Annotated in this window: 10 protein-coding genes; 2 read left to right on the top strand and 8 right to left on the bottom strand. The window is 36.3% G+C overall.

Annotation, left to right across the window (positions count from 1 at the left end):
* Nucleotides 1-138: 138 nt before the first annotated feature.
* The 5 genes from AC0C45_RS11420 to AC0C45_RS11400 form a co-directional block, all read right to left on the bottom strand.
* Nucleotides 139-2,925: a sigma 54-interacting transcriptional regulator gene (locus AC0C45_RS11420; RefSeq protein WP_047930861.1), complete on the bottom strand. Its 2,787-nt coding sequence runs from the start codon at nucleotides 2,923-2,925 to the stop codon at nucleotides 139-141.
* A gap of 353 nt (nucleotides 2,926-3,278) precedes the next feature.
* Nucleotides 3,279-4,730, bottom strand: coding sequence for a glycoside hydrolase family 68 protein (locus AC0C45_RS11415; RefSeq protein ID WP_472928147.1), 1,452 nt, complete (start codon nucleotides 4,728-4,730; stop codon nucleotides 3,279-3,281).
* Between the two features lie 587 nt (nucleotides 4,731-5,317).
* Nucleotides 5,318-6,778, bottom strand: coding sequence for a protein adenylyltransferase SelO (locus AC0C45_RS11410; RefSeq protein WP_237893750.1), 1,461 nt, complete (start codon nucleotides 6,776-6,778; stop codon nucleotides 5,318-5,320).
* Nucleotides 6,779-7,051: 273 nt separating this feature from the next.
* The gene (locus AC0C45_RS11405; RefSeq protein ID WP_034655246.1) at nucleotides 7,052-8,509 is read right to left on the bottom strand and encodes a glycoside hydrolase family 32 protein; all 1,458 of its coding nucleotides are present in this window, start codon (nucleotides 8,507-8,509) and stop codon (nucleotides 7,052-7,054) included.
* A gap of 21 nt (nucleotides 8,510-8,530) precedes the next feature.
* Nucleotides 8,531-9,772 (bottom strand): MFS transporter, encoded by a 1,242-nt coding sequence (locus AC0C45_RS11400; RefSeq protein ID WP_043979132.1) that lies wholly within the window; start codon nucleotides 9,770-9,772, stop codon nucleotides 8,531-8,533.
* A 328-nt stretch (nucleotides 9,773-10,100) separates the two neighbouring features.
* Here AC0C45_RS11400 and AC0C45_RS11395 point away from each other — a divergent pair, with 328 nt between their 5' ends.
* Nucleotides 10,101-11,084, top strand: a complete 984-nt coding sequence (locus tag AC0C45_RS11395) for a LacI family DNA-binding transcriptional regulator (protein WP_237893749.1) — start codon at nucleotides 10,101-10,103, stop codon at nucleotides 11,082-11,084.
* Nucleotides 11,085-11,174: 90 nt separating this feature from the next.
* Entirely contained in the window at nucleotides 11,175-11,384 is a 210-nt protein-coding gene (locus AC0C45_RS11390; protein WP_013058452.1) for an alpha/beta-type small acid-soluble spore protein, read from the top strand.
* 89 nt (nucleotides 11,385-11,473) lie between these two features.
* On the opposite strand, the gene AC0C45_RS11385 is transcribed toward AC0C45_RS11390, so the two are convergent.
* From AC0C45_RS11385 to AC0C45_RS11375, 3 genes are all read right to left on the bottom strand, one after another.
* Complete coding sequence (locus AC0C45_RS11385; protein ID WP_016763597.1) at nucleotides 11,474-11,674, bottom strand: hypothetical protein; 201 nt, start codon at nucleotides 11,672-11,674, stop codon at nucleotides 11,474-11,476.
* A gap of 158 nt (nucleotides 11,675-11,832) precedes the next feature.
* Nucleotides 11,833-12,054 (bottom strand): hypothetical protein, encoded by a 222-nt coding sequence (locus AC0C45_RS11380; RefSeq protein WP_472928145.1) that lies wholly within the window; start codon nucleotides 12,052-12,054, stop codon nucleotides 11,833-11,835.
* A 154-nt stretch (nucleotides 12,055-12,208) separates the two neighbouring features.
* On the bottom strand, nucleotides 12,209-13,594 hold the full coding sequence (locus AC0C45_RS11375; protein ID WP_047930864.1) for an amino acid permease: 1,386 nt from the start codon (nucleotides 13,592-13,594) through the stop codon (nucleotides 12,209-12,211).
* Nucleotides 13,595-13,659: the final 65 nt, after the last annotated feature.

The following is a 13,659-nucleotide window of genomic DNA, read 5'->3' as shown; positions in this document are numbered from 1 at the left end:
GGTTCCTTAAAATAAACAAACCTGTATCAAAACGTCATGCGTTTTAATACAGGTTTTTCTGTTATTTAAAAAATGGGATAAAAAAAGAAACTAGTGGCATATAAATCAAACTAGTTTCTCAGAATTATAATATGATTTTTACATTTCATCCGCAAAAATGGTGGCAATAAATAATTTTTCATCTCTTGTTAAGGTAAGTTTCAGCTTTTTTTCGACGGCTTGTAATGTTTTTTCCGTTTTTTGATAAATGTTTTCTAACTGGTGAGTGATTTCTTCATCCTCGGGAAAAGTAAGAGGTTCATTTTTTATCATTCTTTCTAAAGCAAAGGCTGTATGCATCACAATTCGAATCATAACAGTGTTGCTTAATTCCATTTCTAACTCATCTTGTACATGACTTAACCACTCTAACAGAATTTCACTTATGAGGTACGGATTAATAAATAGAAGGTACTTTCGCAAGTTTTCTTCGCAAAGTTCACGCACCACAATATTCGCTTCGGTTTTCTCGTCATCATAGCTTATCGTTTCTTTTGTAATTGCCTGTTGAAGTATTCGCTCTCCCTGCCCTTCAATGAGAACTTCTAATGATACATGAGGCGCATCAATCCTTGGATTTTTAGTGCCTGCCGTTGCAACAATTTCATATTCTTTTTGAATTTCTCGAATGTTTGCTGCTAATTTAATAGAAGAAACGGTTAGAATTTTAATAGGTTCTTGAGATACTTTGCGTGAAATAATCGTTAAGATTTTTTCTAATTGTTTTGCTGTACCGCTTCCTGTTGTACAAATAGAAACAAGTGCTTTCTTTTTTCCAAACACGTGCTGCTGCTTATCTATAAATTCCATAAAGTCTTTTTGCACCGAATCAAATATGGCATATAAATTTAAATCTAAATAATTTACTTTTCTAACGGTGTCTAACACCATAGACGTCGTCACATTGCTGATGGTCTTAATTTTAGTCCCTGTTTTTTGTTCCAACTTGCTTTCTAACATGGCAAGCGAGCCCATGTCCACAAGCATTAATACGCCTTCTCCTTCATCTACTTTCTTAATTCCTTGGATTAACCTGTCTACAATTTCAACCGGAGATACCGTCAAAGGCACATCAATAGCTATAATAGGAGTGCTTCCTAAAAGCTCCGTAGCAACTTCAACCATAGAAGTTGCCGTGCTGTTTCCATGGGCAGCAACTACAATCCCTACTCGTTTATTTTCTTCTAACGTTCGAATTGATTGAATAACCATTGTGAGATAAATGACTTCTATTTCTGGCACGCTAATGTTAAACCACATTTCAATTCGATTTTTAAAAAGCAGTGCTACCGCATATTCTTTTGGATATGTTTCGCGAATTTCATCTATCTCCTTTGTATTTAATACGTCTACTTGTTTTTTTCGCTTTAAAAAGGATTCCATATGCATACTTAAAAAATGAATAAACCTGCGATCAAATTTACAGTTCAATTCTTTTTCAGCCAACTGTTTTAATTCTTTTGTAAGCTGCATCACATCGTCTTCTACGAATTTCATTAAATTAGAGCTCTGGCCATTTTTTTGATTAAAAAAGCTTCGAACATTCAAATGAATGTCGGTAAGAATATACTGATTGATATCTTCTTGAGATAAACCTTCTTTTGTTAAAACATCTACTTTTTCTTCTATTAACTGATATAAATTAAATGATACGTCTTCCTCCATTTTTATTTCTTGGCTCTCCATAGCCGGGGAGATAATCGTTTTAAGGTTTACATATTCAGAAATTTTTTTGCTGCGCTCCATATTTTTACTATTTGAAATCCAATCTCGTTTAATATCGTCAGGCAGATCTCGCACTGTAAGTTCCACCATATGTTTACTATCAAGGTTATTTAAAAATCCGTGTGCGCAAACGAGCTGCACATTCGACTTTAACTGCCCTACATTCCCGAATTTTTCAGTGTGGATTAAAGCATTTAATACATCAATGTGGACACTTAGCTTTTTATTAATTCGCTTAGCCTCTTGTTCTAAAAGAAACGTGGTGAGGCGAATTTTTTCTTTTAAAGACCTCTCTTCTAATGAGGGAATATGGATAGTCATCGGAATTCTTCTTAAGAAAGTTTGCAGTAAGGCTGAACCGGGATTTTCAGTTGTAGCACAAATAATTAATACCTTAGACGTTCGCTTATGATCTGTTTCCCCTAGGCGATTGTACGTACCTTGATCAATGAGGTAAAAAAGCATTTCTTGGCCTTCAGGAGGAAGCCGGTGTACTTCATCCATAAAGAGAATCCCTTCATTTGCTTGTTCTACTAAACCTACTTTACTTTCAGTTGCTCCGGTGAAACTCCCTTGCTTATGACCAAATAACTGAGAAAGAAGTAATTGAGGATTATGGTAATAATCAGCGCAGTTAAAGGTAATGAACGGAGCATCTGTTTTTAGCCTCTCTGAATATAAGGCAAATTGATAGATTCGTTTTGCAAAAAGAGATTTTCCCGATCCCGTGGGACCTAATAGCAGCATATGTAATCCATTAGGCGGGTAAAGAACAGCAGCTTTTGCTTGAGAAATCGATTTTTTCAAACTTCCGGTAGCTCCAATCATTAATTCAAAAGGATTAGCAGGAAGAGCTTCTTCTTTACCCCCATTAGATAGCTGCTCTAGTTTTTCTACTTCCATCTTATTCGTATCCCACTTGTGACGGCAAATGGTTTCAACAACCTCTAGCGGAACGTAGCGAACGGGGAACATTTTAATTTTGATTACTTTTTGCAGGCGGACAAGTTTGTTAAGTTCAAGGCTTACATTAGATCTCTCTAAATCTAACTGTTCAGCAATTTCAATCGCTGAGCTTCCTTGTTTATGTAAAAGTTCCACTTCTGTAAACTCTTGAAAATTACTCAACAGCTGATTGTATACCTTATCAATTCGTTTCATTAGAAGCACCTTCTTTATTTTCAGTTCACGATTGGAATTTTCTCTTTCAAAGAAATGATCATTCCCTACTACTACAAGCTATTTCATCTACAAGTACCCTCATGTGATACTAATCTATGAAAACGTTTCAAACCATTATATGTAAATATATTAAGTTAGTCAAACTTGCATGTCAACCGGTTTCATTCTTGAAATTATAGTCTGTCTGAATGTTTCATTTTCTTTAAATAACTATTAATTTATATACTGCTTTTTTATTTTAATCAGCACTGCGTTTACAGCACATTTTTGATTAAATAATAAAACGAAAGAAAACAGCAGCAGTTACCGCCATCTTCTTTCGTTTTTAAAAATTATTTATCCGTACTTAATTGCCCTTGTGGTAAAATACTGTTTTTCACAACAGCTGTTTTTGATCCTTTAATATTTAACAAGAAGCTAGGAGCAAAAGTAGAATGTTCCTCTGAATAAAAGCCTCTGTTTGTCATGTAACTTGTGATTACGACATTGTCTCCTTTCACTTGTGGAACTGCAAAATGTGAATACGTAAACGTTTTGTCATTAGGATCGAGGTCCATATGTAAAACAAGTCCTGTATCATTTAGCGGCTTGTATTTTCCTGTCAGCGTATTTGATACGTACCCTAGCATATATACGTCATCTTGGCCGATACCATCAATCGTCATTTTAGATCCGCGAGAATCTGTGAATAAGTACCATTTCCCATCTTTTTTAAATACATTTGCGCGTTCAATTTCATCTGTCACCGTGTTTGAAGTAATCAGTGGATCCATTACTTTTTTCAAGGTATAATCGTTATTTAGTTCAACAATGCCTAATGCACCGTTTGCTAAAGAGGCTTTCTTTTTATTAGAGCTCTGAAGTAATTTCTCTTTTTCTGATTGGAAAAATGGATTATTTCCACCGTAGTAAGCTCGATTGTAAAGGGAATCTTCACCTTGATAACCATCTTCAGTTCCTGTGTTTGCTTCAAATACAAGGTATTTATGCCCTTTATCCTCTACATAGTGAGGATCTCTCAACGTATGATTATCTCCTGAACCATATGCGCCTTCGTCAATAAACTGCTGAATATTTTGATACTTTTTACCATCACCATCAAAAATGGATTTATGATCTTCAACACCATCAATTTTTAACGTATCTCCACTTGGCTGGGATACATTTACTTGAGCCGTTGTTATGGTTTGTTTTCCATAGTTTGCACCTGAAAAGTTAGTATAGAATAAGCGTATTTTTCTGTCTGATGTTAAAGTAGCAGATCCTGACCATTCTTGTGTTTGCTTTTTCAAATGAGGATCATTCGGTACAAATTTGTCACTGTCTTTGAACACTCTTCCTGCATTTTTCCAACTGTCAATCGAATCTTCACCGATTTTTTGATAAAACACATAAATAGATGTATCATCAGCATCTTTCGGATCGCCTGCTAGTGCAAATACAACTTGGTAACCATGATAGTTGGCTACTGTTCCGTCAGCATTTTGCAGAGGCCAGCTGTCCCATACGTCTAAATCAATTAAATTGCCCGATTTATCATACCCTTTTGCAGAGGCAATATTTTTGATTGTTGATTTATCAAAAGCTGGAACTTTAAACTGTTCGCTTTTTTGCTGCTGAGGAATTTTCAGCATGTTATCACGTGTAATATGGGAAACTCCATAATTATTGTTGGTATCTTTATGATTGCTTTCAGCAGCCCATGTTTGAGATCCAGCACCTACTAACAGAGCTGTAGCAAAAGATAAAGCTGTAGTTTGCTTTGCGATTTTCTTAATATTCATCTGTTTTTCTCCCTTTTGTATAATACCTTTTCTTGTGTCACTCACAAGCAATTCATTTTCTATGTATCGAGAAGTCATATCAATCTGGCGAAATAACAGAACCGGTTCCATTACCTTTCCAAGATTACTTGCATAATATTGAAAAGTCAAATAGGTAAAATGGAGTAATTATCTCATTTTTCTTCTCTTATATCTTTCATTTGGTTATAAAGTCTTAAACCTTCAACTTTTTAATTAAATGAGCAAATTCACCATCATATTTAACCTGCTATTTTTTATAAGCTCTTCTACAATTGTTAAAGTAAGCCATTTTCAAAAAAATATTGTTAATGTATTTTTTGTGAATTAGTGGAATAATTTATTATATAATAGTTCCTATTGGGAATAATGAGGGATAAAAGAATTAGATAATTGCTTTTCAATTTGATTCTTTTATCCTGTTAAATTTTATGTAGCTTTTCACGAGAAATCGCTATCATTTTAATGAATCAATAATACATTTTTCAGAAAATCAAAAAGAGCTCTTTATAAAGAGCTCTTTTTGATATCATTTGTGCTGTTTTTAAATAGCAGTTCTTATTTAAGAATCAAGTTCCGCAGTACGTTTGATAAGGCTGCTTAGACGGAGCAGACGGTGTACAATACTCTGGCTGACCCGGAGATTCATATGGGCTAGAAATCACTTCAAGAAGGGTTTCCATGACGCTGTAGTCTTTTTTTTGTGCTGCGTCTAACGCTTCTTCCACTCGGTGATTTCGAGGAATGACAGCCGGATTATTATTTTTCATAAGCTCTTGTGACTCCGCTTTAGATTGTTTTTGTCTACCTAATCTTTTCTGCCATAGCTCATGCCACTGTGCAAATTCTTTGCTTTCAAACAGATCACTGTTTTCTAACTTTTCAGCGGTTAATGCACGAAACGTATTTGTGTAGTCAGCTTTATAGGTTTTCATTATTGTAAGAAGGTCTTGGAATAATGCTTCATCTTCTTTTTCTTCGTTAAAAAGACCAAGTTTAGCCTGCATACCTGTCAGCCAGTTTTCCCGATAGAATTTTGGGAATTCCGTCACAGCGCTTTGCGCTATTTCAACTGCTTTTTCTATATCTTGATCCAATAGCGGTAATAAAGCCTCGGCAAATCTCGCAAGATTCCACCCTGTAATGCCTGGTTGATTTTGATAAGCGTAGCGCCCTTGTACATCAATTGAACTAAATACAGTTTCTGGATCATAGGTATCCATAAATGCACATGGCCCATAATCAATTGTTTCTCCACTAATTGTCATATTATCCGTATTCATGACGCCATGAATAAAACCAATAAGCTGCCATTTAGCAACTAGGGTAGCGTGACGCTTAATCACTTCTTGAAGCAATGATAAATATTTTTTTTCATTCTTTTCTATGTGGGGAAAGTGACGTTCTAATGCATAGTCAGCTAAAGCTTGAAGGTTTTCGACCGTTCCCCATTTTGCAGCGAACTGAAATGTGCCAAAACGAAGGTGACTGGAAGCTACACGCGTCAAAATCGCCCCCGGCAGTTCTTTTTCACGAACAATGGATTCACCTGTTGTTACGACTGCTAGGCTCCGAGTAGTCGGAATACCAAGAGCATGCATGGCTTCACTAATAATATACTCACGCAGCATAGGTCCTAGAGCTGCCCGGCCGTCTCCTCCGCGGGAATATGGAGTTCGGCCTGAGCCTTTAAGCTGAATGTCTACTTTCTTACCCGAAGGCGTAACTTGCTCCCCTATCAGCAAAGCCCGGCCGTCTCCTAGCATGTTAAAGTGGCCAAATTGATGCCCCCCATAAGCTTGTGCAAGCGGGAAAGCACCTTTTGGAAAACTGTTTCCAGCCAAAATACTAACTCCTTCTGGGCTTTGCAGCTGTTCTTTTTGTAACCCTAGAGATGCGGCTAAAGAGTCGTTAAATTTAACTATTTTAGGTGAACTCACTGGATTAGGATCAAGAGGGGTAAAAAAGATGTTTGGTAACTCCGCATAGCTATTACGTAAATTCCATCCTGTTTCTTTTTGATTAGTCATCGTATCTCCTTTTCTTTTTGTGTCTTAAAACATAATTCTTTCTTTACTGATCGTTGTTTTATAAGCGCAGTAGCCTTGCTCTATCCTGCTTTCTTCTGGGCATCTTAGAGCAGGACAGTTGCTCTTTCATTCATTATCTCTTTTACTATTATATCGTATTTGCCCGTACTTTTAATCTAAAGTGCCTTGTCCATTTATATACCTCCACTTTGTTGACGAGCTATTAAATGCTCAAAAAAGGAAGAAGTATTAATATACTTCTTCCTCTGTATTTTACCCCCAAATATCTTTTAAATTCCAATACGTTAACTCTTTTACGATTACGTTTCCTCCTTCAGTAAATAACTCAATTCCAAGCCTGCTTTCTTTTGGATAAATACGGCTCGTCATGGTCGCTTGTCCTTCGTTTGCAAATACTTCAACGGAAGAACGGTCCACAAATATTCGTAAAGCTAGTGTCTCACCTGCTTGTAGCGCTACTTTCCTCACTCCATCTTCTTTTCCCGAGTGAGTACAGTCAAGCAATAACTTTTGCTCATTAAGGTTGTAACACATAAGCGTTTCTTCGTTGTTTATTCCACGAATTTTTATTCCTACCGATGAAGCTTGGCAGTCCGCTAAATCAAATACAGCTTGTATCTCTAGCAAGTCTTCATTTACTTCTACTACATAGCTGTTAGAAAGAGCTTTATTGGTTAGCATATTATACTGAGTTTTCCGAAGTGATGTAAGCTCTTGGACGGGGTTCATTAACACTTTATCCTCTCTTAAAGTTAGTTCTCTCGGGAGCGTTAGCGCACCGCACCATCCATCCTCTTTCGTTGGCATATTAGCTTCCCACATGTCCATCCAGCCAATTGCAATTCGCCGTCCTTTATCATCTAAAAGTGTTTGAACAGCATAAAAATCGTGGCCGTAATCTAATTCAGTAAATGACCCATGATGAAATGTATTGGTTCCATAATTATATTCTCCAACTAAATATCCCGTTTGGAAAAGGTTGTGATAGGAATCACCTTTTGCTTCTATCCCTTGAGGAGAAATCATTAACACATGCTTTCCGTCTAACTCAAAGAAGTCTGGACACTCCCACATGTATCCTAGATCTCCATCGCTTTTAGCAAGAACACCAACATATTCCCATTTTTGTAAATTTGAAGACCGGTATAAGATAACACGGCCCTCTTGTTTCTTTGTTGAGTTTCCTAGAATCATATACCAGAAACCTTCGTGCTTCCATACTTTAGGATCTCTAAAATGATGAGAGCTATCTGCTGGCGGCTCAGCAATAACTGGGTTGGCCTCTGCTTTTTCAAAGGTAATGCCGTCTTTACTAACAGCTATATTTTGGTTTTGAAAAAAAGTATCCAGCTCTTTGTCTATATAATTATGTCCTGTATAAATTAACGTAAGCTCTCCTTCGTTATCCACGGCACTTCCAGAAAAACATCCATCTTTATCAAATGAATCTCCAGGAGCTAAAGCAATCGGCAAGTGCTGCCAATGAACAAGATCTTTGCTTTTGACATGTCCCCAATGCATTGGCCCCCAATTTTCGTCATAAGGATGATGTTGATAAAAAACATGATATTCTCCTTTATACTGAACCAACCCATTCGGATCATTAATCCAGTTCGCTGGCGCCATAATATGATACCCTAACCGATATTGATGATTCACCTTTTTCTCTGCTTCATTTAATGAATGTTGAGCTTGCTCGATTTTATTTATCGTTAACATCATCATATCCCCCTATATAATCTGCGTGTTTTCTTGTACATCTTTTCTTATAAATCTATGTTTTTTAGAGTTTAGTAGTGTAAACATCGAAATAACGTTAAATACCAAAACCATACCTCCCATAATTAAATAGGTACGGGAAAAACCTACGCTATCATATAATCCTCCCGCTATGGGTGAAAGAACTGAAGCACCTATTTGCGAAGCAAATTGGAATCCAACCAAATAAAGGATGGAAGATAGGCGCGTGTCAAAGTTAGCTGCCAAATATTTAAAGATGGCAATGAGCATAATAGGAAGTTCTAATGCATGAATGAGTTTCATTGAAGATATTCCGATTGGACCAACAACAAGCCCTGACCCAATAATACGAAATCCCATTAGAAATCCTGCTAAAATTAAACTATTTTTTGCACCGATCTTATTTACAATAAACGGTGCTGCGAACATCATTCCAGCTTCTAAAAATACTTGAAACGAATTTAAGTAGCCAAATACTTGGTTACCTATCGATTCAGTAGGAAACAAAGATGCATAATAGATAGGAAATTGCTGATCGTATACCCCATATACGCATGTAACACCAACAACATAAATCATAAAAAACCAAAATTCCTTCAATAAAAATAAACTACCTACATCTCTTAGCGTGACGGATTCAGCTTTTTCCATTTCATAACTGCTCATTTCTACTTTTACAGAAAAAATAATAGCCACTAGGATAACCGCTGAAACAGATGCCACCCAAAAATTAATGTGAGGATTAATATTAAATAATTGTCCTGCAAAAAACGTAGCTGCAGCCCAGCCTAATGACCCCCACATTCTAGATTTTCCGTACTCAAATTTATATTTTCGGCTGACTTTCTCTATGTATGTTTCAATCGCTCCGATGCCCGCCAAAAACGCTACTCCTAAATATAAGCCTCCAATAATAGCCCCTATCAACACATTGTATTGAAGCAAAGGTCCATAAACAAAAATATAAAATGGTCCTACAAACACTAAAAGACAGCTAATAAAAAATAAAACGTGTTTCTTTAAACCTATCCTGTCAGATATATATCCGTACAAAGGCTGCATACACAAAGCAAAGATAGCGTTCACAGAAAAGATTAAGCCTGTTGCTGATCCGTTCAACTTAATCTCTTGCCCTAACCAGATAGAAAATAAAGAGTAGCTGGACGACCACGTAAAAAAGAAGAAGAAAAAATATGCACTCAGCTTCCAATATAAACTTTTTGAACTTTTCATTTTAGTTACCCCTTTAGCTTAAGATATAAAATCTTTTATCTAACAAAATGAAAGCACTTTCAATTTGATTTTATGTCAACCGGTTTCACATGTCAACCGGTTTCACATTTTATATTTTAAAAAAAGATTGTATTAGGTGTAAAAGTGGGCTTTGTGGTATGTTTAAATTGTTTAATAAACCGTTTACAATCTTTACATAGATTTTTATTGGTCAAAAGAAAACGTAACGACTGAAAGCTATTTGCTTAATTGCAATTTATTTTAAGGCTTTTACATGTCTGATATATACTATAAAAGCAATGTTTTGGAGAAATTAGGAGGAAATTAGATGAAAGCCAAGATTAGTGATGTAGCAAAAATTGCAGGTGTTTCACCGACTACCGTTTCTCGTGTATTAAATAACCGTGGTTACATAAGCAAAGAAACGCGAGAAAATGTTTATAAAGCAATGAAAGAAATTAATTATTTCCCAAATGATATTGCACGTTCATTATTTAATAAACGAACAAATTTAATCGGTATGATTGTCCCGCAAACGAGCAACCCTTTTTTCGGAGAGTTAGCCTTTCACATTGAAAGTATATGTGCTTCTCTTAACTACAAAGTACTTCTTTGCAACAGTCTTAATCGAATTGATAAAGAAAAAAAATATGTAGAGATGCTCATCAGAAATCAGGTAGATGGTGTGATTGCCGTTACTTATAATAGAGGTATTTTTGATTCAGAAAGTCAAAGTCTCCCTGTAGTTGCAGTGGATCATTATTTATCAACAGATATTCCTACCGTATCTTCTGATAACTATTCTGGAGGAAAACAAGCCACGGAATTGCTCATTTCAAAAGATTGTAAGCATATTATTCATATTAACGGCCCCCTTAAACTCGAAACTCCAGCTAACTTAAGAAGGAAAGCTTATGAAAACGTGATGAAAAAGTACGGAAAACAGCCTATCACGTATGAAATTTCAAATACCTTCGACCGCAACATCCAGAGAGAAACTATTTCTAAGGTTTTTGAAGAAAATCCGGAAGTAGATGGTATTTTTGCAAGTGATGACTTACTTGCAGCTTTAGTAGTTGCAGAAGCACAAAAAAGAGGAAAAAACATCCCAAGAGATTTAAAAATTGTGGGCTATGACGGAACGGAGGCCAGTCAGACTTTGTTACCTGGTCTAACTACAGTTCAACAGCCCATTGAATCGATTGCTCAAACAGCCATTGATATTTTAATAAAAGAAATTGAAGGAGAATTCAGCAATATACCTCGTGAAATCTGCCTTCCCGTTAAGCTTCTAGAAGGACAAACAACGTAAAAATACGTTTTTTATAAAATAAATATCAGTTTATTGCATATTCTTCTTCCTTTATTCACACCTTAACGTTACAGAAAGGAGTTGAATACAATGGCGAACAACAAAAGCAGCAATAATAATGAATTATTAGTATACGGGGCTGAACAAGCAATCGATCAAATGAAATATGAAATCGCTAGCGAGTTCGGAGTAAATTTAGGAGCTGACACTACTGCACGTGCAAACGGATCAGTAGGCGGCGAAATCACAAAACGTCTTGTACAATTAGCTGAGCAACAACTTGGCGGCGGACGTTTCTAAGACAATTTCATACACACCATGACTTAAGGAAGAATGGATATCCATTCTTCCTTTTCATATATTTACTTTCCATTTTTATATAAAAATTATTATTCTTCCTCCTCTTTACTGACTGATTTTGTTTTTTCTTTCTTTAGTACAGCGCTGATTCCTAAACAACAGACGGCTGCTATCCATCCGGAGATGAGAAAATAAACGGAAGTATTTGCAAAGAGTGTGCCTATTAAAATAAACAGACCTCCGAGAATAATAAAAAGGACGTGGCCTTCACCATTTTTTTTCACCTTCATCACCTCTCCCCTACGTATACAAACTACTGTTCAGATACAAAAGAAACTTCTTGATAAACAAGAAGTTTTCTTACGTCCGTTTCTTTTTCAATAAAAAATAAAGGTGTTTTCTTTTTATTTATTCAACAAAACCACTCAATATTCTTCTCAATTACATGCTATTCAATAATTTCTCCTGTTTTATACTCTTTCATAAATACATCAATAACATCTCCTGCTTCCTCGTTCTCCTCCTGCATTTGAACGAGTATTTCGTTTTGTGCATTTACCGAAAAAATTCTGACATCCGACATTCGGTTTATATCCAGCTGCAGTTCCAAATCCTTGGCAACTTCATCAGCTTTTAGTGAATCTTTGATAATATATCTGTGGCTTCTCATAACATTCGCTCCTTTACGTTATATGAACGAATATAGTTTATCCAAACTATCAGCACACAATGACATTTTTCTTGTATCTTTCATTTAAACAAAACAAAAAAACGGCTTTTCTCAGCCGTTTTTTGTTTTGCCTTTCACTTATGAAAAAGCATATTTATTTCTTTATTTGACCGTTCTCTGTATCAGGTATCATACGCTTATTTATTCCAAATGCGTAAAAACTAATGACAACAAGAGCAAGGAAAATAATTCCTACGATAAGTGAAATACGCGTTTCATCATTAAACCACATGCCTACAAGCACCATTAGTAGAAAGGCAATAGTTACATAATTCGTTACAGGTGCAAAAGGCATTTTGAAAGGATGACTATCCATTTCAGCACCTTTAGCTTTACGGAAACGAATTTGGCTGATAAGAATGATGAACCAAGGAATCATTCCCGGAAGCACGCTCGCACTGTATACATAAACAAATACATTCGGGGGAGCGATGTAGTTTAAAACAACACCAATTACCAATCCAATCATAACAGCGAGTGTGCTATAAATTGGAACGCCGTTACGAGAAATTTTTGTGAAGAATTTAGGTGCTTGACCGTTTACGCCAAGCGTATAAAGCATGCGTCCTGCACTAAAAATTCCACTGTTACAGCCTGACATAGCTGCTGTAATAACAACAAAGTTAATGATACCTGCAGCTGCCGTAACACCAACTTTAGCAAATGTAGATACAAATGGACTCCCTAAAGAATCTAATTCATTCCACGGATATACCGTCACGATAACGAAAATAGCTCCAATATAAAAAATTAAAATGCGCCAGATGATGCTTTGAATTGCGTTTCTTAACGTTTTTTTAGGGTCCTTTGCTTCACCAGCTGTAATACCAATTAGCTCGACTCCTTGATAAGCTGCAACAACAAGAGATAGTGCAAAGAAAAAACCTGACCATCCGCCTGCAAAGAAGCCGCCGTGTGCCCAAAGGTTTGATAATCCAATAGCGTCTCCCCCGTTTCCAAATCCGAAGAAAATCAACCCGAGCCCTGCAATAATCATCAAAATAATCGTTACAATCTTAATCATCGCAAACCAAAATTCAAACTCTCCAAATGATTTCACTGAAACTAAGTTGGCTGTGCCTAAAATCAACATGGCAATAATACCTGGTACCCAAGCAGGTAGATGTGGGAACCAGTAATGCATATATGCTCCTACCGCTATAATTTCAGACATCCCTACGATTACAAATTGAAACCAGTTGCTCCACGCAGCCATATAACCTGCTAATGGATGAATATATTTGTGGCCAAATGTAGCGAATGAACCTGTGCTTGGTTCCATGTACAGCATTTCGCCCATGGCACGCATAATAAAGAAAATAAACATTCCGCAGATTGCGTAAGCAAGCAATACCGATGGACCTGTCCATTGGATGGTGCTTGCTGATCCCATAAATAATCCAACGCCAATTGTTCCGCCTAGCGCGATCATTTGAATGTGACGGGATTCTAAGCCTCTTTTTAGCTGTTTGTCTGCCATTCCATTTCCTCCTCCTAAACTTGTTATAGCTCTGTTAGGAAAGATACTTTTTGTGTCTGATGGAA

Source organism: Priestia sp. VA7 (genome assembly GCF_055710015.1).
This window is presented reverse-complemented; position numbering and strand designations above follow the sequence as displayed.

Coding starts and splice junctions, on each gene's coding strand:
- AC0C45_RS11420 (WP_047930861.1), bottom strand. CDS start 2,925: ATGAAACGAATTGATAAGGTATACAATCAGCTGTTGAGTAATTTTCAA.
- AC0C45_RS11415 (WP_472928147.1), bottom strand. CDS start 4,730: ATGAATATTAAGAAAATCGCAAAGCAAACTACAGCTTTATCTTTTGCT.
- AC0C45_RS11410 (WP_237893750.1), bottom strand. CDS start 6,778: ATGACTAATCAAAAAGAAACAGGATGGAATTTACGTAATAGCTATGCG.
- AC0C45_RS11400 (WP_043979132.1), bottom strand. CDS start 9,772: ATGAAAAGTTCAAAAAGTTTATATTGGAAGCTGAGTGCATATTTTTTC.
- AC0C45_RS11395 (WP_237893749.1), top strand. CDS start 10,101: ATGAAAGCCAAGATTAGTGATGTAGCAAAAATTGCAGGTGTTTCACCG.
- AC0C45_RS11390 (WP_013058452.1), top strand. CDS start 11,175: ATGGCGAACAACAAAAGCAGCAATAATAATGAATTATTAGTATACGGG.
- AC0C45_RS11385 (WP_016763597.1), bottom strand. CDS start 11,674: ATGAAGGTGAAAAAAAATGGTGAAGGCCACGTCCTTTTTATTATTCTC.
- AC0C45_RS11380 (WP_472928145.1), bottom strand. CDS start 12,054: ATGAGAAGCCACAGATATATTATCAAAGATTCACTAAAAGCTGATGAA.
- AC0C45_RS11375 (WP_047930864.1), bottom strand. CDS start 13,594: ATGGCAGACAAACAGCTAAAAAGAGGCTTAGAATCCCGTCACATTCAA.